Genomic DNA, 20677 nt, shown 5'->3' with positions numbered 1-20677 from the left:
AATCATGTAATGTAATTTAAAGATTACTACATGTAACTGTAAAGACCCTGTAGCCTTTCTTACATGATCCTTACAAATGTATTGTAGAGAACCTCAACCGATAATAAGCATGTATAGTAATGGTAGGAGAAATTGCTAGCTTGGAGGAAAGACAGAAATGAATCATAACCCAAACCTAAACATGACACGCACGATCTTGATCGTAGACGACGAAGAAGAGATTGTGGAACTGCTGAGGATTTTCCTTGAAAAGGAGAATTATGCTGTGAGGGAAGCCGGCAATGGGGAGGAAGCCTGGGTCCTCCTTCAGCGGGAACATATAGACCTTGCACTAATCGATATTATGATGCCTGGAATGGATGGCTATCAGTTAATTAGCCGTATTCGCGAGAAGCTGAGACTGCCAGTCATCATCGTTTCGGCCAAAACCGGGGATGTAGACAAAGTTACAGGACTTGGACTTGGCGCGGATGATTTTATAGCGAAGCCTTTCAGTCCGATTGAAGTCGTGGCGCGCATCCAAGCACAGCTGCGGAGATATTATGACCTCCTTGGCGCTCAACCGGTTGCTGAAATAAAGCCTGCGCGAAGTATATGCGGTTCATTACAGTTGGATCATGAGTCCTGCATGCTGTACCGAGAGAATCAGAGCATTGTGCTCGGGCCGCTGGAATATAAGCTGTTAAACCTATTCATGAATGCTCCGGGACGAATCTATACCAAGAAACAAATCTATGAAGCGGTATGGAACGAGCCTTACCTTGAGGATAGCAATACCGTTATGGTACAGATCAGCAGACTTAGGGACAAGCTTGAGGATGATCCCAAGCATCCACGCTATCTTCGGACCATTAAGGGATTGGGATACAAATTGATCAGCCAGGAGAGCGGCGAATGAAAACACGCAGCATGCATTCAAGCCTAATGATCAATTATGTCTGGTTTACCATCATTTTTGCTCTAATCTGTTATCTGGTGTACAGCGCTATGTACGGTGCCCGGGATGGATACATGAACCGAACTTTGCCTTTGGTGGAGGCGGACAATTTGGTTCGGGAGCATTGGGAGGATATTCCCTATGAAACTGTAGCGTCTTTAGGTGGTTATGTGCAGGTTCTGGATGAAAATAACCGTGTCGTTTTTTATCGGGGACGTACAGATGCAGAATATCCTAAAAGTTATACGGAAGAAGAACTGCTAAGTCTGTTCTATGAGTCTTCCGATTCAGGTTTTTACTCCATTGCACCTCAATTTACGAAAACGGGAGCAAAGTATCATTTGCTAGTGGCCATACCTGGAGGAATGATCATAAAGGAAAGCAGAATGGTCAGAACAGATCGGGAACAGACTGCGTATTTTGTCAAACTTATTGTGACTGGATTGGTTGTGTTTGTTGCAGGGTTTTCTCTCATTCTCTGGTTATACAGCTGGATTACCGCAAGAAAGATAACCCTCCCACTCCAAGCGGTCTCGAATAGACTGGCGGAAGTTTCAGAAGAGGAGCAAGGGGAGCACCTTCAAATCAAGGCCAATAGGGAATTGATGGAAATTCAGCTGAATTTCAACCGGATGACAACCAGGCTGAAGAAAGCGCACGAGGACAAGCGGCGGCTGGAAAATGACCGTACACGCATGTTAATGGACATTTCGCATGACTTGAAGACCCCCGTTACCACCATTCAGGGATATGCGGAGGTCTTGCGTTTAGGACTGGAACAGGACCATATTCAGCGCAAAAAGTATGCGGGGCACATTCACCGGAAAGCCCTTTTTATTGGTTCTCTCGTTAATGACCTGTTGGAGCTGACCAAGCTCGAAAACGCCTCGTTCTCTTTTGAACGTGTGAAAGGTGATCTCGCGGAGATCTGCCGTACGGAAGCGGCCGATCTGTATGACTCCTTTGAGCGGAAAGGCATTCATTTGGATATTACGATACCTGATAAGCCAGTCATATTTCATTTTCATGAAGGCTTAATAAGAAGAATTATTCATAATTTGCTCGCGAATGCGTTGAAGTACAATACTCATGGAACTCATGCCTCGCTTACCTTGGAAGAAAGAACGGAAGGTTTGCTTCTGACCGTGGGGGATGATGGTCCAGGGATATCGACAGACTTACTGGAAACGGTTTTCGATCCGTTTGTACGCGGAGACCGGGCGCGCCGTAATGACGGGGGGGCCGGATTGGGACTTTCCATCGTGAAAGGCTCGGTTGAGAGGCATGACGGAGTCGTCTGGGTGAATCGTAAGGCTAGGGGTACACTGATTTCCATTTACTTTCCTTTCTGAGCATGGTGGCACATTGAAATAAGCCCAAAAGCTAAAACAGTGCTATAGCTTATGGGCTTATCATTTGGCTTAATTATCTTGGTTTATTCTCTTGGCGAATTTCACCTAACCGCTGCTGAAGCTGATCCGCATGGGAGGACAGCTCAGGTTCAACGGCCAAGTCGCGCAGCAATGCTTGGATCAGAAAGGCCCGCGGCACTTCCGTGTTCATTTCTTCCTCCAGTAATTTCGCCACTTGCTCTAATTCACTTTTTCTGGAATTTGGGACATACAGCTCAGGAATGATCGACTGTATGGTATGAAGCAATGAAGATATTCTTGCCGAGTTTGTTGGAACGAGGGATTTCAAATCTACCGCTTCATATTCCTTCATAAGCTCGGTTGTCAATAAAGCCTGCGGAGAGGTCTTAACCAATCCCTCAACCAAATCATCCATGCGTTCCGCGATAAATAAGGCCAGTTTCTCGATGTGGATCGGTTTGAAGGCGAATAACAGATGAAAGGTATACTCACGAACTAGACCGCTGAACATGGAGGTCACATCCCACTTCCAATGCGAGATGGCTGAACCATACTGTCTTGACAACAGGTTCTCGTAATAATTGAACATCTGAATCTGGATCTGTTGAATAAGGGTATAGACATTGTCGCTGCTCGCCGGGGGAAATTCAGTATAGTCCCGGGAAATGTAATAGCCGTGACGGCTAAAAAATCGAAATAAACTTGTGATCTCGGCCAGATAGGTTTCCCGGCGGGGTAATGCAAGTTTTCGAATTCGCTCTACCTCATCCATCATATATTGCTGACGTTGCTTTAAAATGCAAATAAACAAATCTTCTTTGGATTCAAAGAACTTGTACAAGGAGCCTTTGGCGATGCTGCAATCGTCAGCGATATCCTGAATGGACGTAGCTCTATAGCCCTTCTCCATGAAAAGACGGACGGCGGATTGGATGATCTTGTCTTTCAATAAACTCATTCTAATTCTCCTTATCACTCATTACGGATATCGGGCGTTATTCCTTTCCAACCTCCTTGCATAAGTATAACCAATATACGACGAGCAAAAAAGAAGATCCCGCTCAGGAAAATGATTTTTTGCTAACAAACCTGTCCGCAGTCCATTCATAAAATGGATGGGAATTTCCGATGGAGAAAATCAGACTACAATTATGGCAGCAAGCAGCGCAAGCGCAGTTACCATAACGGGAGTTTTCTGGCGAAAAGAAATTTTATCATGTAGATGTATCCTTTCTTTGCTTCTCGCTTATTGTGGTGTTTTCTTTCATGGGTATCTGCGTTTTTTTCAAAAATAAGCCGAGCACAAGCCCTAGTCCCGCAATGCATGCAGCGATCCAGAACGTATCGCTGAAGGCGGCGATTGAAGCTTCAGTCGTAGGCATTTTACCTTCCATATTGGTTGTGATCTGCGACGAAAGGTATCCCGTGAAGCCAGCAATGGCAAAAGACGAAACCACCTGCTGGGAAGCACTCGTAAGCGGGGTAACCCGGCTGACCATACGAGGGGGCGTTGCATTCAATACATAAGTATTGAGTGACATCATGGACAGGCCCATACCAGAACCGAGAGCAAACAGAATAATCATAATAAAGGCTGGTTCCTGCTTCGTGCCAACCAGTGCCATTGTGCACAGCCCTCCGGCAATAAAAAGCATCCCCAATGTCAGGGGCGGCCGCACTCCAGTTCGGTCGAACCATTTGCCCGCAAGCGGCATGAAGATCATGGAACCCACCGCTTGAGGCAGCAGATGCAGGCCTGTTTCCAGCGGGCCGAGTTGTTTGACTTGCTGGAGGAGCAGCGGGAACAATAGCACGGTTCCGAATAGTGCTGTTTGCATAATCCAAGACGTCAGGATTCCGATTGTGAATGGAGCGGATCGAAATACACGCAATTCGAGGAGAGGCTGTCGCTGTAACAAACACGAGATCACGAAAAGCACAAGCAAAACAGCGCCGACGGACAAGCCTAAGAAGGCGCGTGAAGAAGCGAGACCCATACCGGCTTCACTGAAACCATACGTCAAGCAGGCAAAAGCAGTCGGTCCGAGAAGCATTCCCACGATATCCAATGATGGATTCCCTTGTGCTTGGAAGGTGGGTAAGTGCTTCATTCCGATCCATATTCCCATTAATCCGATCGGTAGGTTAATCCAGAAAATCCAATGCCAGCTCACATACTCTACTAACCAGCCGGATAATACGGGTCCGAGGGCGGGAGCGAGCAGCATCGGAATGCCTAACATGCCAATAATAGACCCGCGTTTGTCTTGGGGGGCCAGCCGGTAAACCATAGCCATCCCAATGGGAGAAACCATGCCTCCCCCCAGCCCTTGAACGATCCGAAACAAAATCAATTGTCCAGGCGTCTGCGCGAATGCACAAAGAATGGAGCCAAGCGTAAAGAATGCTATGGAGCAGAGGAACACTCTCTTGGCGCCAAATTTGTCCGATAGCCACCCAGCCAAGGGGATGACTGCCGAGAGCGCCAAAGTGTAGGCGGTAACTGCCCATTGCATGGTTTGAATGGATACTCCGAATTCGATTACCCAGGTTGGGAGAGCTACGTTGACAGCCGTGCTATCTAAGATCACCATAAATGTTCCTATGACAATCGCAAATAACGGCGGAAGGTAGGGAAGAAGCGAAACGGCACCTTCCTTGTTAGATTCATTATTCAAAGACGGATGAGACATATTCCTAAACCTGCTTTCTTTTGAAATGATTAGGATCAAGTTGAGCCAGCTTCAACCTGCCCCAAGGAGCAGAAGACCCTATGTACCAATTGGTTTTATAAAAAACTATAAGGTCACAAATTAATCATAGCGTTCGGTAAGATGATGTGTCAATCCTTGAATCAAATAAAAAAACTTATGTTTTGAACAATCAGTTCTTTACAAAACCTATAAGTCACACTAATATGATTGTTGAGTTTCAACCGTAAATGCTCGTATACAACTAGAAAGTTATGGATGATCAGAAAGAAGGAACGCACATGAAGAACAATATTCTAAATCCCGCTTCCCTGTCTCACTTCGACGGATTGAATAATTTCAGGGATTTTGGAGGTTATGCCACAACGGATGGAAAAAGAGTAAGAAAGGGGATACTATTCCGTTCGGATGAATTGTCGAAACTTTCGAAAGGAGACATGGCAAGGTTCGACCAGCTTGGTCTCCAATTAATCTGTGATTTGAGGACGGAAACAGAGCAAAAGTCAAACAAAAGCCGTATGCTGAACAAGGGAACACCAATTGCAAATTTGACATTGCAGGATCAGAGTCAGGCGTTTACACGCCTTGAGTTTATGAAACATCTAATCTTTCATGGAGACGGGCTTGATTTCGAGAAAACGATGAAGGACATGTATCGTCATATGGGGACGAGCGCTCAGTCAACGCTCAAAGAGCTATTTGGGTTGCTTGCTAAAGAAGGAAATCTTCCAGTTCTTATTCACTGTACTGGGGGAAAGGACCGAACCGGATTTTTGGCTGCAATCATTCAGCTTCTTCTAAAGGTTCCGTACGAGAACGTAATGAAAGATTACTTGTATTCCAATGTACGAATCGGGCCCCGTATGAAAAAAGCAGAAAAAATGATTCGTCTGATGAGTTTATATCGCGTGCCTTCAGAAAGAATCAAGCCTATGCTGGAGGTGAGGCGTGATTATCTAGAGGATGTGCTTCAGGATATTCTCGGCAGACATGAGAACATAGAACATTATTTGGAACAGGAATGTGATATTCCCGAAAGCCACATCGTACGTTTCAAGGCGTTTGCGCTTGAGAATGCTTAAAATCGTGATGACATATTCTTGTTTAAACTTATCAGTACTAATACAATGTCACTATTCTTTTTAAAAATTTGGAATGACATGGAATAGGAGGTAGACGAATTGCCAAGGATATCTTACTCCAGTACAGGTGACACCCCGTTTCAGCAATTGTTGGGTCACAATGAACAGATTCTAAAGAACTGGACCAAACTTGAACAGGCTTTCTATCAAGATGGTGAATTAGATGGTGATTTAAAAGAACAAGTTCGCCGCACGCTCGCATTCGGTAATGGATGTAAGTACTGTCAGGCTAAAGGAAAGGCCGTATTGGATCAAAAAGATTCGAAGATCAGCCTTGTGGTGGGTTTTGCCGAGCTGTTTGTGAACCATCGTTCCTCCATTAATCAGGCGACATTTGATGTGTTGAGACAAGAGTTTTCAGAGACGGAGATTGCCGAACTTTGTTCGTTCGTTTGCTTCACCACAGCATCCCAAATGTTCGGGGCAATCATGGATTTACAGCCTGAATAATGGTCTCTTATTCAATCTAGAATGAACTGGAGGAGAAGAGTAATGAAAGTAACTACAAAGCAAACGTTATCTAGACTTGTTAAAACTAGTGTTGCAGCAGCGCTATTCTTATCGCCAGCTTCTGCATTTTATGAGATTGGCTTAGGCCATGTATCAGCCGCATCAGCAGTTAATCATACATCTATAAATCTGAAACCGTTTTGGACCAAAACGGTAGGAGATCCGAATAAAATAAATACTAGGGCCACATTATTGAAGAATGACCTTTATTATACAGTTGGCAATACGTATATTGCGTTTGACCCCCTTGCTGGCAAGACCCGCTGGACAGTTCAAGCCTCGGCAGTATCCCAGACGGTAACGGATGGTCAATCGGTATGGTTTACGGATGCAAAGGGACAACTTCTAAAGCTGAATGCCAAATCAGGCAAGTTGCAATGGAAAGTCAAAACGCAAGTAAGTCCCAAAAAGGGAGAGCGGTATTCAAATTATAGCTTGCATCTCGCCGATGGAGTGATCTATGTCGGGGATGAATATGGATTGACGGCATACCGTGCTTCCAACGGAAAGGTAAAGTGGAAAACAAAAAGTAACAATCACGGATTCAACCTTCTTCAAACCGGAGATATGCTTGTGGTGTCTACCACGATCTCAGGTGCGTTGACGACGAGCGGATTACAAGGAATTGAGGCAAAGAGCGGCAAAGTAAAATGGACACTAACCGATGGAAATCATCAGGATATTCTTTACTCAGATGGCCAAACGTTATATTCTCGCGATGAATCAAGCGGCATTGACGCTGGGTATGCTGCAAATATTGATGAAATTCGCTTAAGCAATGGAGTTGTAAAGGCCACCCGGTCGTATATCCCGGTAGATTTTGTGGAAGTGCAAAGTGCATCCGATGTTGTCTCGGATGGAGATAACTTTTATGTCATTGGAAAGTACGATGACGAGCAAAAGCAAGCTGTGATTTCACGTTTTCCAGTGGATGGCCGGTCTGGCGAAGAACCTGATAAAACTTACACCTTCGATGCTCCGGTAGTGGATTGGTCATTCGCAAACCGTGATGGTGTTGCATATGTCAGTTTGAAGAACGGAAGGCAGATCGCTTTAGATACGGAAAGCGGCAAAACGTTAGCCGCTGTACATTACAAAGGAGACCCGTTATCAATTCTCGTCGGACAGGACGTGATGATCGTCCAGCACGGCGCCAATATTAGTGGTGTAAAGATAACATCGCCGGCCAATAGAAGATGATAGATCGTAGCGAGAACGATGTATGATCTTATGCTAAAAACGATAGGGTATCGCATATCCTCACGAACTCGCAGATAGCTCTACGATAAAAAAGTCGCTAACTAGCGACTTTTTTTTATTTCTAAACCATCCATATCGAATTCTTCTCACGGATCGAACCTGTGCATTCTTTTTTTCGCGAATGTCACATAACGCAATATTCGGCACGTTATAACAAGTGAGGGCAGGGCAAAGGGAGGTGATATTATGGATTACTTAGTCCCAAAGACAGAAGAGTCGATGCAGAATATTGAAGCCATCGTGGAAGATGCCAAAAAAGGCAATAAGGATGCTTTTGTTGTCATCATTCGTAAGTTTGAGCGTCAAATCTATACTTATTGTTATTACATTTTGAAAAATCGTGAGGAAGCTGAAGATGCATTACAAGAGGTCTTTATAAAGGTGTATCGGTCGATCCATAAATATGAACAACAGGTTTCATTCAAATCATGGTTGTACAAAGTGGCTTATTACCATTGCTTGGATATGTCCAGAAAGACAATTCGGCTAAAGAGAAAGACCCTATCACTCCAAAATGAGCTTCAGTTGATGGAAGAGCATCGTCAAAGCGCAAATGTAGCTGAGGTAGAAGAACTGCTTATGAATTTGAAGAGAGAAGAGAAGAATCTCGTGCTGCTGAGAGCAGTAGAACAATACAGTTTCGAGGAAATTGGACAAATCATGGACTGCAAACCAGCAACGCTGCGCAAGAAATATGAACGAGTTAGGCGAAAATTAATTCAACAAAAAAAGATTAAGGGAGGGGTAACCCATGAACAACAAATGCTCAGAACTCAATGAAGAAGAGCAAATATTACAAATTAGAAGAACGGTAAAACAGAGTAAGATGCCGCAAGAAAGCTATGCTAATCAAATTATGGAGAGGTTGGATCGTATGGAAAACAGAAGGAGAAGAGAACCCGTTCAAAGAGGAAGCTGGAAAAAGAAGACGCTTGTTAGCATGACATCTGCAGCTATGCTTGGGGTGCTGGTGATGGGTAGCGGCTTCGTGTCGCCTGTTATGGCAGATGCCTTGAAAAACGTACCTTGGATCGGTAACGTATTCGAATATAATGCTGACAGCAGCTTGAAACAAGCCAGCACAACTGGGCTGACGACGTTGCCGAACCTAACCGTAACCAAGGATGGGGTAACATTAAGCATTAAAGAAGTGATGTTTGATGGAACGCGGCTTGCTTTTGCCATTGAACGTCAGGGCATTGATGACGACAATATGATTTCACTCTATCCGCCCGAAGGAGCTACCGACGAAAATGGAAAGCTTATTCCGACCACACCCATAGAGCTGCAAAATAAAGGTTATCTCTCGATACCAGATATCGAAATTGAAGAGCATAGCAAGTTTTTTGGAAGTTTCACTGACTATGTAGGCAAGACGCCAGATGGACAAAACATACCAAACATGGCTATGTATGAAATAACGAAGGGATTGACGGAGAAAAATCTTCCTGAAAGTTTTGATATGACAGTAAAGCTGAATGTAAGTGGAATTCAGGAGCCGTTTGAGTTCGTCGTACCAGTCAAAAACTTGGCGAAAGATTCTATTGTTCTTCATCCCAATCAAACGCAAAGCAACGGAGAGTTCAGCTACACAGTCAGTCAGGTAGATCTGACTTCGGTAACCACACGTTTGGTTCTGGACAGTGAAGGGAAAGTACCTGAAACACCGGAACAGACTGGTGATTTAAGTGCAACCAAAATGTACTACGACATCGTGGATCAAGACGGGAATCAGGTACAGCAGAATATAGTTGGCTACTTCCATAGCAGCCCAGGCACCAAATATCATGAAGACGAGACATACAAGCCGTTTGGCAAAACACCAAAATCCATCACTATCAAACCGTACACGCTGACCGTGAAAAAAGATTGGAGCGTGGTTTCAAATCACGAGGGACAGTCGATTAAAACCTATCACAAAGATCTGGAAATGACGATCCCGATTGTTCAATAATAGGATTGGTTTGAGGTGATTCTAACCCTGTGGGAGTATGAAAAATTATTATTTGTCACAATCGACGAGTTCATGATCGTTATATAGGTGTAAAACAAATTAAACAATATGGAGGGAACATAATGAAAAAGGTTTACAAAGTACTAAGCTCTGTAGCGTTAGCAGGAATCATTGGTACCACTACGTTGGGATATTCTCAAACACCGGCAAGTGCAGCCAGTGTCGATAAAACGGTCTCTGCAACTGAAAAAGCTGCAACAACTGCACCTGCTGCGGCAGTCAAGAAAGCGGAGCAAACATTAAAGAAAATAACAGGCACTGCCTATAAACTTGACCAAGGTGATTCCTTAGGTGGGACGGAATGGTCCTATTCCGTTAAAAAATCCCCTAATAGCTATGTTCTTATTGATTCAAAAGGGAAAATTAGTACGGCTAGCATCAGCACTCAAAAACTTACCTACCACATTCAAGAGGACAAGCTCAGTCACACCTCCCAGTCAATCCAGCTGAATGCGGTAGATTCTTCAGTACAACGTGCTGCGAATGCCGTTTTCGATAAGATGGAAGGTGTGGACCAAGGAGAGCTGAGCGGCGTCTCTCTTATTAAGAAGGGGGCTAAGCAAGTGTATGAGTTCATGTTCGTGGACGGTGAATTCGGGACGTGGATCGAGATCGACAAAAAGACTCTAAATGTTCAAAGTGTAAACGCTAGAGCCTTGGCAGATGATTTGTTTGAGAAGGATCAGGAGGTAATTGATAAATATGAAAAAAGCATCAAAGCCCTCACCGAAAAGGAGCTACTAACACAAGCAACAGAACAGGCCGAAGCTTGGCTTGGTGTTGATCTGACCGGATACAAAGCAACAAAGGGTGCTTTCCCATCTGACCGCGTTGTTTTTGAGAAAAAAGGAGCCCCTACCATTATAGGTAACTTCAATTCAGATGGTGTGTTCTACTCCATTGGAGTGAAATACCTATAATCCTGAAATTTTTCAATATGTGAAGTGTCCATGGGGACTAACCCCATAACGTGAGAAAAATAAAAACACCTTCAAGAATATGTAACCATGTCCTGAGATATGGAGACAATTTTGGAGGTGTTTTTGCTATGGCAGTAAAAATCAACCTCCCTTGAAATCCCTAAGGCCATAGAGGTCATGTACTCTAAGGTAGATCTCTTGAAGCAGACGAGATGTTTTACTCTGTTTTGTTCTTATGGTAAATATATCAAACTGGTGTCGAGGGACAAGAACTTGTTCTATTGCCGATTAGACATGTATCTAATCGTCATCTTGTCCTTCATTTCATTCAACTAACGGGCAGGTTAGTTGAACAAAGGGAACTGACAGACTTCCTTAGACTGTCCTCAGGAAAAACGGATTCTCTATATGAGATTCGGATGAAAAACGAAGGATAAATTGATGATTATCTAATGAGAAAATCTGAATATGATCTGTTTTTGTTTGACAATTTCATAATCTTTAGCTACTATAGCACCAATGACAGTGTTCACTGACATACTTTGAAAAGAGGAATAGAGATGTCTAACAATACAAAATTAAGCAGCAGAGAGAAATTAATGACAGCAGCCATTGATTTAATTTCAATGAAAGGCTATAGCAGTGTGACCACTCAAGAAATTGCTGCTACTGCTGGCTTAAGTGAAAAAACATTGTTTCGCCAATTTGGTACGAAACAGAACTTGTTAGAAACAGCTTTTGACCATTATCACTATTCAGAAGAAATGGCAAAGATATTTAAAGATGAGTTAGTATGGGAACTACAAACAGATTTATTATTGATTAGTAAGACATACCATGAAATTATGAATCGTAATCGTAAAATGATTATGATCAGCATAAAAGAGGAAGATAATTTACCTGGCTTTCGAGAACGAACAATAAAACATCCTCGTCAACTGATGGAGGTGTTAACTAATTACTTTAAAACAATGTATGACCAAGGAAAATTGGTTGAGACGAATCCTGAACTACAAGCCTTTTCTTTCATGGCATTGAATTATGGTACGTTTATAAACCATCTGGATGCACGATCTCATTTTCCATCTCTCTCTTTGGAAGATATTATTAGAGAAAGTGTGTGGATCTACTCTAGGGCATTAACCCCCTAGTTTTTTTACAACATTAATGTCAGTAAGTACTGACAGTCATTTTATTTATTTAATCCAAACACATTAAAGAATTGAGGGAGTTCATTTGAATACAAAAGCTGCTACAACCAATGAAACGGGTCCAGTGTTACTCCGTGTTCTAATTTTCACACTTATTATTTCAGTCATGAATGGAACGATGTTTAATGTCGTATTGCCAGTAATCAGCAAAGAATTTCAACTTTCTGCATCACAAGTAACTTGGATTGTATCAGGCTATTTGATTGTGTACGCCATAGGTACTGTTACTTATGGGAAATTGACAGATAAATTTAGTATTAAAAGTTTAATTACATTTGGTCTTTTACTTCTGGCAGCTGGGTCTCTTGTGGGAGTAGCTGCTACACAGTATTGGATGATCATCGTCGCACGTATCTTGCAAGCCGCTGGTGCGGCTGTCATACCTGCGTTGGCTATGATAATTCCTGTTCGTTTTTTTTCACCTGAGAAGCGTGGGCACGCCTTGGGGACATCTGCAATCGGGACTGCTCTTGGAGCAGCACTCGGTCCAATTATCGCAGGATTCGTATCAAGTGCTCTGAATTGGAAGTTTCTCTTTGTGATACCTTTGCTTTCTCTTTTTGCGTTACCTTTTTATAGAAGGTATTTGGATGATGAGTCAGTGTCCAATGTAAAAATTGATTATGTTGGCGGTGTTCTGTTAGCAGGGACGGTTGCCACTTTCTTACTTGCACTCTCAAAAGCAAATATTTGGTTGTTAGTGAGTGGAATAATCATATTAGTATTGTTTATCCTGCGAATTCGCTATGCTTCCGATCCCTTCGTGAATCCAGCAATTTTTAGAAATAAACAATATTCGATGGGAATGGTCATTGCATTTGTACTAGTCGCTGTTGGTTTCGGCATTCCATTTCTGACACCTCTCATGTTGTCGGATGTTAATGGGCTGTCACCTGCATCCACCGGATTCATTATGTTACCTTCAGCTCTTATTACTGCCTTCTTAGGCCGAAAAGGTGGGAAATTAGCTGATGATAAAGGGAATCCATTTCTACTCTATACTGCATCATCACTTCTAGTTGGTGGTTTCATTATTCTTTCGTCAGTCGCAGGGATGTCGCCAACGTATACTCAAATATTCCTTACCTTAGGTGTACTGGGTCAATCTTATATGCAAATTGCAATGTCAAACACCATTTCAAGAACCTTGCCTACGGCTGAGGTCGGAATCGGTATGGGATTACTATCGATGTTTAACTTTATTGCAGCAGCAGTATCCACGGCTACCATTGGTAAGCTGCTTGACGGTGGAACAAGTGCTGTACACTTGAATCCGTTTGTGCAGGAAAAGATTGCTTTTGCGTACAGTAACATTTTGCTGGCGCTAGCTGCGGTAGTCGTTTTAATGACTGTTCTTTATTATTTTCAATTTGGACGTAGATTGATTGGAAAGGAGGTGAGGTCAAAGAATAATATGCAATTATAGATTAACAGTCATTTCAGAGATAAGATTATCTGAAGATTGTTTCGGTTTATTCTTTAACACCATTAAATCTTCCTTAATGTAGTTAAAAACGGGGGTAACGACCTATCAAAAGTAGAATTCATGAGAATTGAACAAAAAGGAAAACGTTAGCTCATAACAACAAGAAAGCAGCTGATCATTGGGATTGGCTGCTTTTATTCAACTACTTACATTACTCTTCAATACAACTTTTCTTTGTAAATTGCGTCTTAATCTAAACAACTATTGGCTAGTTTACACAGCGATTAGAGAGGAATGGTCAGAATGAAAAAATACCTTGCTGGATTATTAATTATTTTTGTCCTATGTTTGGGCTTACCGGGACAGGCCTACATGGAGGCGTCTAACCAACAGCCTTTGGCTTTTGAGGATCTCAATCTAGAACAAGCGCTTAAGTCATTATTGAATAAAAACGACGATGAATCCCTAACAAAAGAGGATTTAGAGTCACTGACCGACGTTCCTCTATCGGGTAAAGGAATTAAGAGTTTGCAGGGTTTGGAGTATGCAGTCAATGTGACGACTTTGGATTTGAGTGGCAATCAAATTGAGGATATTAAGCCCCTTGGGAAGTTAACGAAGATGGCAGATTTATCTCTAACTAGCAACCAAATCAATGATCTTTTACCGCTAGCGGGACTAGTTAATCTGAATACGTTGTCCATAAGTTCTAACAAGATCACAGATCTAAAGCCGCTAGCAGGATTGGTTAATCTTTGGAGACTCGATGCTGCGAATAATAACATCAAAGATCTTGCTCCGTTATCTAAATTAACTAACTTACTTTCTCTGGATTTATCTTCTAACCAGATCTATGATTTGGAGCCGTTGAGAAATCTTCAAAGATTGTCTTACCTCTATTTGAAAAACAATCGAGTCTGGGATTTAGAGCCGCTCCAACAACGTGGTTTTTTACCGTATTATGATACGGGTGCATTCATTGAACCACTTGCACTGCAAAATAACTATTTAGATTTAAGCAAGGGATCGAAAACATATAAATTATTTGTGAAAATGGCAGGAAATGAGTTGCCTGGCGGTCAGCGTAAGACACAGCGCTTGGTGATCGGCAGCACGACTGCTTATGTTGGAGAAAGTGCTTATCGTATTACTGCAGCGCCATTTATTCAGACGGGACGTACCTATGTGCCGATCCGTTTCATCTCCGAGAAGCTTGGGGCAGCCGTGAATTGGAACCAGAGCACCAAAGAGGTAACGATTCAGAAGGATGGTAAAACGATTCGTTGGGTTGTAGGGAACAGGCAGGTCAAAGTAAACCAGCAAATAGTGATGCAAGATGCTCCTTTACTTCTGAAGAACGGCAGTGCGTTCGTTCCTGTTCGTTTTGTGGCGGAGCAGTTAAATACTTCGGTTGAATATATGGGAAGCAAGCATATGGTCGTGATTTTCAAAAATTAAGTAGCATAATTACAGAATAATCTTTGAAGATAAGGACGCAAGGACCATGCTTCAAAACAAGAGTAGAATATGCAGACCATCATTAAACTAATGGGAAAAGATAGCGTTAAAACAAAGAAAGCAGCTGATCAATATGATTGGCTGCTTTTGTTCAGCAAGCGGGCAAAATAGTCCACTTGTGTGCTCTTACATAGATAGAGACCCCCTGCCAAGATCGGCGAAGGGTCTCTGTATCTTAATTTAATATGAAACTGAACTCCACGTTAAGTGATGCTAAGTCCGCCGCTTGCATATCCGGCCAAAGTTGTAGCCACATCAATTCCCGCTGTTACTGATGCCGAGAACACCATAAGCAGGCGGTCACTGGCAGCTACCGGAATGCTAAGTCCTGTTGTCAATCCGATGGATATTGTTCCGAGTGCCAAGACACCGGTCAATGAAGGCGCCAAGGTTACTACAGCACCCGGTACGCCCGTAAAGGAGTTATTTGGTGTAGTAGATATGAATAGTTGTGCAGTGATGGTTATTGTGGATCCAACCAAGCTTAGCCCAGCTGTCGTACTGAAATAAGCAGCCAGTGAAGTAATTGTTCCTGCACGGGATGCGGAGAAAGCAAAGTTTAGCAAGGTGCCTGCAGCGCCAGTGAGATCAATGATTCCTCCGTTGACACTTACACCTGAAGCACTGTTGCCAAATCCAACTAAACTGGAGGTATTCAACAGTCCTCCTAATACGGTAGTCAGCGCAACTGGACGTCCAGACGCATAAGGAATAATAGCTCCAGCACCAGCTGTTCCAGTTGCTCCGGTTACACCGGTAGTGCCCGGAGCCCCCGTCGCACCCGTCTCACCGGTAGACCCAGGAGAGCCCGTTGCACCTGTGACACCGGTAAGTTATTAAGCAGGATAGCTGCATGATGTGTTAGTCTAAATATTGGAAAAATTGATTTAACGGAGGTCATCAGAATTGTCCATGATATTTCCTGACATTGTTACAGATCGGTTGAAGCTGGTTGTTCTTACCCTAGATCATGCTGAAGCCGTATTAAGGCATTTTTCAGATGAGGATGTTACCAGATTGATGGACATAAGTCCGTGTAAAGACAGAGATGAAGCTGAAGACATAATAAGATTTCATCTGGAGGATACGGGTTGTCGCTGGGGGATTTTCAGCAAAAGCGATGCGAAATTAATTGGAACTTGTGGCTTTCATTGCTGGGTTCAAGGGGAACAACCTAGAGCTGAAATCGGATTTGATTTAGCGAGGGAATATTGGGGAAGAGGACTTATGCAAGAAGCATTGAAGCCAGTTATCGATTTTGGATTCAAAGAGATGGGCTTGAATTTCATCGAAGCCACGGTTGAGAAGGATAATGAAAAATCAATAAGCTTGCTGAGAAAACTAGATTTTGAACGAGAAACAGAATTAAGAGACCAGTTGATATATTTTTTCTTACATCGAGAACATCGGGGACCAGAAGGTAAGTTCGGATGAGGGTAGATTGATTTTCTAATTATGGAGGTTTTTCAGCGTGACTCAAAACGGGATTGTCTTGGTTGTGAGTGTTTCGATAATACATGAAGATAAGCTGCTTATGATCAAGGAAAACAAAGCAACTGTCAGGAATACGTGGAACTTCCCGTCAGGGAGAATCGAATATCATGAAGATATTCTAGAGGCAGCACGTCGAGAAGCAAAGGAAGAAACCGGGTACGATGTTAAACTTACAGCCACTACAGGTATTTACAATTTCATGAGTAGTACAAATCATCAGGTTATTTTAATTTCATTTTATTGGTGAGATCATCGGTGGTTCTCTTCAGTTAGATCCAACGGAGATCATTGATTCGAAATGGATAGCACCTGCGGATTTGTTGATCCCAGATTTTCTGGAGCTCCGCGATAAAGAGGTCATACAACGGATCACCCAAAATTTGATCTCTCAAAAGGAATACTCGTTATCCTTATTCAACAGCTCTCTGGAGAACATGGTTTAAACTAACAAGAGAATTTATATAGGGGTGGAATGACGTGCCTAAAATAGACAACATGCTAGCAATTCTATGGATGCTTCGATCAGGTGAAAAAATTACTGCAAAACAAATCTCGGAAAAGTTAGAGATGAACATAAGGACTGTGTATCGTTATATCGATACCATTTCAACAAGTGGCGTACCTATCATTTCAGAACCAGGACATAACGGTGGATACACTTTAATGAACAATTTTATTGAGGCTCCTCTTTTTTTTGATTTTGAGGAGCAAACTTCACTATTTCATGCTGCAGTTTTCGCAGAAGAAGCCGGATATTATGGAGGTGAAGCATTAAATAGGGCCATTTCAAAACTAAGTAAATACTCAAATCAAGAGCAGGAAACCAAGATAAACCAACATTTAACTAGTCTTGAAGTCATAAGTCGATTAAGTTCACGCTCTATGCAGCCCTTTTTGAAGGAGTTGGAGCAGGCCGTAGCAGACAGGTAATCAGTAAAAATCTTCACCATAAAAGTGGCGAGAAGCAAGTAAATGATAGATTGGTTGATCCGTACAGACTTATCTATTGGAATAACAAGTGGTATGTGATCGGATTTTGTCATCTTAGGAGTGACATCCGTAGTTTTAGAGTAGATCGAATTGAAGATCTAATGCTAACCGAAAATAAGTTTGACCAGCCAGAAAATTTTTCAGCACGTACCTTTTTTATGAAAAACTTTCTTCCAACTATAGAAGATAAGGAAGAGACTATTTCTTTGGTTATTAACGGGGATAAAAGTGTATTAGCTGATATATGCCAACATTGGTTTTTAGGACATTATTTACAAGAGCGGACTTCAAATCAAGCCGTATTTCATTTTGAGAAAGATATGATACATACATTTGTACCTTATTTCCTTTTATCGTACGGTAAATCTATTCGAATTGTTGAGCCCATAAGCCTTAAGAAAAGAATGATTGAGGTTTTGTCGGAGTTAATACATTTTCATCAAAATTGATGACTTCCCTGACGCTAGGTGTCAGTGAAGTCATGCTATAGTTGGCTATATCAATTGGGATTGGAGTGTTATTGGATGCAAACCAAAAAAGTTTTTCTATATGTATTTAATACGATGTCGGACTGGGAATATGGATATTTAGTTGCTGAACTAAAATCGGGAAGGTATTTCAAAAAAGATGTAGCACCTTTAAAAGTAATTACAGTAGGAGCTAATCAAGAAATGATTACTACGATGGGAGGACTGAGCATAAAACCAGATATTTCCCTTGATGAATGTACTCTTGAGAGTAAAGATCTTTTAATTTTGCCAGGAGGGACTACTTGGAATGAAGAAATTCATCAACCCATATTGGAGAGAATTGGACAAGCTTTAGAGCTTGGCACTATTGTAGCAGCAGTTTGTGGTGCAACGGAGGCCCTTGCGAATAGGGGATACTTAGATACTAGAAAGCATACAAGTAATAATTTAGAATACACTAAAATGGTATGTCCTAATTATAAAGGAGAAAAGTTCTATGAGATGGGACCAGCGGTATCGGATAAGAATTTAGTTACTGCTTCAGGAATAGCTCCTCTGGAATTTGCGATGGAAGTATTGAAAACATTAGATGTATTTGCTCCAGATACATTACATGCATGGTATAACCTAAATAAGACTCATAAACCTGAATACTTCTTCGAGTTAATGAGTTCAATAAATAGTTGAGCTGAAAAATCAACTTGCTTATCATAGCATGCAGCCAACAAGCTGCGAGGTACGCCAAGCCTCTTTTGATCTAAAAGCGGCCGGTTTCCTGGATGATAAGGATACCGGCCTCTTATTACTTTTTATCCACTCAATATTAACGCGTACATCCTCGCTAGTTAGTGGATTATCACTTTGATGGTGTTTCTGTTTTGTGCTCAATCACTTGTAATACTTTGGGTTCAACAGCTTTTAACATTTGTTCATTTGAACGATTGCTTTTTGGAACATCGCCATTTTTTTCACCTTGAATCTGTCCGTCAGCCTGCGTTTTTGCAATGACGTCAATCACTTGTTGTTTTGAGACATTTCTGGATGCTGCAACCTCCACAACAGATTTACCCTTTGCTAGTTCTTGTTTTAATTCTTCTGGGCTGATTTCAAGTAAAGCAAACAGTTTTTCATCATTTAGATAGGCATCGGCAAAATAATCTGGTTTACCATTTGTAGAGAAGAAACCTTCTACCTTGTTTGGCGGTGTAGTCTCAACTCCGATCAGAGAAACACTGATGGAATTGCCCTGAACAAATACCTGGTAGAACGGTGTTGTTGATCCTTTTTTGCTGTAATTCAATATAAATGTTTTTTGATTCGAGTTCTCCATTTGCTCCATAGAAAACTCGTACTGTTCGATGTTACCATACAATTTATCAATGAGAGAATCTACCTTCGATATGATTTCCTGATCGGTAAGAGCAGTGAGCGGCTTCTCCTTAGGCTCCCAATTCTCTTGAATCACGTGTTCAATCGCACCGGTAATACCGTTTGTATGAAGTGTAATTTTTTTGCCGGTCCCTCCCTTCTCCTGCAGGATGATGCTTGTTTGAACACCTTGAACGTTGCTTGCATCGATGATCTCAAACGCTTTTGTTTCGGGAAATGCGCTGTACAGTTTCTCAAGTGCTGCTTTGCCAAACTCATCCGCCTTGACTTGCTCAGTAGTTAATGGTGTTCTGGTAAGCATATCAATCAAGGTAGGTGCAGCAAATGCTGCACTTGGAATCAAAATAGCAACAGCAACAATTCCACCAATTAAACGTTTTTTCATGGGTCTTCCGCTCCTTTTTTGTTGCAAATATTGAGAATAGAATTGTTCTATTCGATTGGAAATGGCCGGTGGGCACTCCACCGTTTCGGCTTCTTTGTGCAGATGTTCACGGATTTTGCGTTCAATAGTCATTGATCTTTTCCATCCTTTCTGGGGGGAGATTCCAAATGTTTTTTCGAAGCGCCTGCAGGCCAGCATGATATCTCGACTTGACTGTTCCCAATGGAATATCGAGCAAAGTCGCAGTTTCCTCGAGCGTATAGTCATGAAAAAAGCGGAGGATAATCACCGTTCGCTGTTTGTCGGTCAGTTTCTTAATGGCCTGCGATATCATGTCGTTCGTCCCACTCGTCAACACAGAAGGTTGATCCCAATGAGGTTCTTCCCGAGAGAAGGAACAGATGCGTTCAAAAATTCGGAATCTCCGCCAGCTCTTGACCCGAAATCTCTGCACTTGACGGATCACCAAGCCGTGCAACCAGAAGTGAAAAGGTCTACTCGTATCGTAGTTGGCCAGTGAGGTCCACATTTGCATATAAATCTCATTCATGACATCTTCCCGATCCTGCTGATGATCCACCAGAAAGGTAACGGTCCGATAGACGTCCTGATAAGTGGCATCATACATCGTGTGAAACGCCTGTTGATCACCATCTTTCATTTTTGTGAGTAATTGATACATATATTCACTTTCCATTCAGAGGGCCCTCCTGAGTAAGCAGCTTACACACTATATTGTCTCTCTTTCAGAAAAAGGTTCGGTTCTTTTTTTATTTTTTTGTTTGCACTGGACTAACGAACAATCGGTAGTCGAATTTTCCCTTGATTGAGGAGGTAGTGAAGAGCTGCAATAACGAGTGGAAATACGCTCGTCTGACTTAAGTTGATTTTGCCATACAAAAATAAGGTCGTTAATATATAACGGCC

General features: G+C 42.3%; 18 protein-coding genes and 2 pseudogenes. 15 read left to right on the top strand and 5 right to left on the bottom strand.

Annotated elements, in window-relative coordinates:
• Nucleotides 1–181 precede the first annotated feature (181 nt).
• On the top strand, nt 182–898 hold the full coding sequence (locus tag ABGV42_RS15840) for a response regulator transcription factor (protein ID WP_347383263.1): 717 nt from the start codon (nt 182–184) through the stop codon (nt 896–898).
• Nucleotides 895–2289, top strand: coding sequence for a sensor histidine kinase (locus ABGV42_RS15835; RefSeq protein WP_347382490.1), 1395 nt, complete (start codon nt 895–897; stop codon nt 2287–2289). Before ABGV42_RS15840 ends, ABGV42_RS15835 begins: the two co-directional genes overlap by 4 nt.
• 73 nt (nt 2290–2362) lie before the next feature.
• Here ABGV42_RS15835 and ABGV42_RS15830 read toward each other — a convergent pair whose 3' ends face one another.
• Complete coding sequence (locus ABGV42_RS15830) at nt 2363–3268, bottom strand: TetR/AcrR family transcriptional regulator (protein ID WP_347382489.1); 906 nt, start codon at nt 3266–3268, stop codon at nt 2363–2365.
• 256 nt (nt 3269–3524) lie between these two features.
• The gene (locus ABGV42_RS15825; RefSeq protein WP_347382488.1) at nt 3525–5003 is read right to left on the bottom strand and encodes an MDR family MFS transporter; all 1479 of its coding nucleotides are present in this window, start codon (nt 5001–5003) and stop codon (nt 3525–3527) included.
• Nucleotides 5004–5302: 299 nt separating this feature from the next.
• Here ABGV42_RS15825 and ABGV42_RS15820 point away from each other — a divergent pair, with 299 nt between their 5' ends.
• The 9 genes from ABGV42_RS15820 (at nt 5303) to ABGV42_RS15780 (ending at nt 14962) form a co-directional block, all read left to right on the top strand.
• Nucleotides 5303–6103 (top strand): tyrosine-protein phosphatase, encoded by an 801-nt coding sequence (locus tag ABGV42_RS15820; protein ID WP_347382487.1) that lies wholly within the window; start codon nt 5303–5305, stop codon nt 6101–6103.
• A gap of 99 nt (nt 6104–6202) precedes the next feature.
• Nucleotides 6203–6613: a carboxymuconolactone decarboxylase family protein gene (locus ABGV42_RS15815; RefSeq protein ID WP_347382486.1), complete on the top strand. Its 411-nt coding sequence runs from the start codon at nt 6203–6205 to the stop codon at nt 6611–6613.
• A gap of 42 nt (nt 6614–6655) precedes the next feature.
• Entirely contained in the window at nt 6656–7873 is a 1218-nt protein-coding gene (locus ABGV42_RS15810) for a PQQ-binding-like beta-propeller repeat protein (RefSeq protein WP_347382485.1), read from the top strand.
• Between the two features lie 246 nt (nt 7874–8119).
• Nucleotides 8120–8713, top strand: a complete 594-nt coding sequence (locus ABGV42_RS15805; protein WP_347382484.1) for an RNA polymerase sigma factor — start codon at nt 8120–8122, stop codon at nt 8711–8713.
• Nucleotides 8685–9887 (top strand): DUF4179 domain-containing protein, encoded by a 1203-nt coding sequence (locus tag ABGV42_RS15800; RefSeq protein ID WP_347382483.1) that lies wholly within the window; start codon nt 8685–8687, stop codon nt 9885–9887. Before ABGV42_RS15805 ends, ABGV42_RS15800 begins: the two co-directional genes overlap by 29 nt.
• A gap of 122 nt (nt 9888–10009) precedes the next feature.
• Nucleotides 10010–10867: a hypothetical protein gene (locus ABGV42_RS15795; RefSeq protein ID WP_347382482.1), complete on the top strand. Its 858-nt coding sequence runs from the start codon at nt 10010–10012 to the stop codon at nt 10865–10867.
• 560 nt (nt 10868–11427) lie between these two features.
• Nucleotides 11428–12018 carry a TetR/AcrR family transcriptional regulator gene (locus ABGV42_RS15790; protein WP_347382481.1) on the top strand — a complete coding sequence of 197 codons (591 nt, stop codon included), beginning with the start codon at nt 11428–11430 and terminating at the stop codon, nt 12016–12018.
• Nucleotides 12019–12103: 85 nt separating this feature from the next.
• Nucleotides 12104–13504 (top strand): MFS transporter, encoded by a 1401-nt coding sequence (locus ABGV42_RS15785; RefSeq protein ID WP_347382480.1) that lies wholly within the window; start codon nt 12104–12106, stop codon nt 13502–13504.
• Between the two features lie 303 nt (nt 13505–13807).
• Nucleotides 13808–14962 (top strand): stalk domain-containing protein, encoded by a 1155-nt coding sequence (locus tag ABGV42_RS15780; RefSeq protein WP_347382479.1) that lies wholly within the window; start codon nt 13808–13810, stop codon nt 14960–14962.
• Nucleotides 14963–15225: 263 nt separating this feature from the next.
• Here the strand turns inward: ABGV42_RS15780 and ABGV42_RS15775 are convergent, their stop codons facing one another.
• On the bottom strand, nt 15226–15705 hold the full coding sequence (locus ABGV42_RS15775; RefSeq protein ID WP_347383262.1) for an exosporium glycoprotein BclB-related protein: 480 nt from the start codon (nt 15703–15705) through the stop codon (nt 15226–15228).
• A gap of 229 nt (nt 15706–15934) precedes the next feature.
• On the opposite strand from ABGV42_RS15775, the gene ABGV42_RS15770 reads away from it, so the two are divergent.
• From ABGV42_RS15770 to ABGV42_RS15755, 4 genes and pseudogenes are all read left to right on the top strand, one after another.
• A complete protein-coding gene (locus ABGV42_RS15770) occupies nt 15935–16456 on the top strand; it encodes a GNAT family N-acetyltransferase (RefSeq protein WP_347383261.1) in 522 nt (173 codons plus the stop codon).
• Between the two features lie 37 nt (nt 16457–16493).
• A pseudogene (locus ABGV42_RS15765) lies at nt 16494–16959 on the top strand (NUDIX hydrolase).
• Between the two features lie 34 nt (nt 16960–16993).
• Nucleotides 16994–17955 (top strand): annotated as a pseudogene (locus ABGV42_RS15760) (helix-turn-helix transcriptional regulator).
• Between the two features lie 75 nt (nt 17956–18030).
• A complete protein-coding gene (locus ABGV42_RS15755) occupies nt 18031–18663 on the top strand; it encodes a type 1 glutamine amidotransferase family protein (protein ID WP_347382478.1) in 633 nt (210 codons plus the stop codon).
• 169 nt (nt 18664–18832) lie between these two features.
• On the opposite strand, the gene ABGV42_RS15750 is transcribed toward ABGV42_RS15755, so the two are convergent.
• Entirely contained in the window at nt 18833–19882 is a 1050-nt protein-coding gene (locus tag ABGV42_RS15750; RefSeq protein WP_347382477.1) for a hypothetical protein, read from the bottom strand.
• Nucleotides 19872–20447: a sigma-70 family RNA polymerase sigma factor gene (locus tag ABGV42_RS15745; protein ID WP_347382476.1), complete on the bottom strand. Its 576-nt coding sequence runs from the start codon at nt 20445–20447 to the stop codon at nt 19872–19874. Before ABGV42_RS15745 ends, ABGV42_RS15750 begins: the two co-directional genes overlap by 11 nt.
• Between the last annotated feature and the right edge of the window lie 230 nt (nt 20448–20677).

Origin of the sequence: Paenibacillus pabuli (assembly GCF_039831995.1) — a bacterium.
GTDB classification, from domain to species: domain Bacteria; phylum Bacillota; class Bacilli; order Paenibacillales; family Paenibacillaceae; genus Paenibacillus; species Paenibacillus pabuli_C.
The sequence above is the reverse complement of the archived record's forward strand: the minus strand, read 5'-3'. Positions and strand labels throughout refer to the sequence as shown.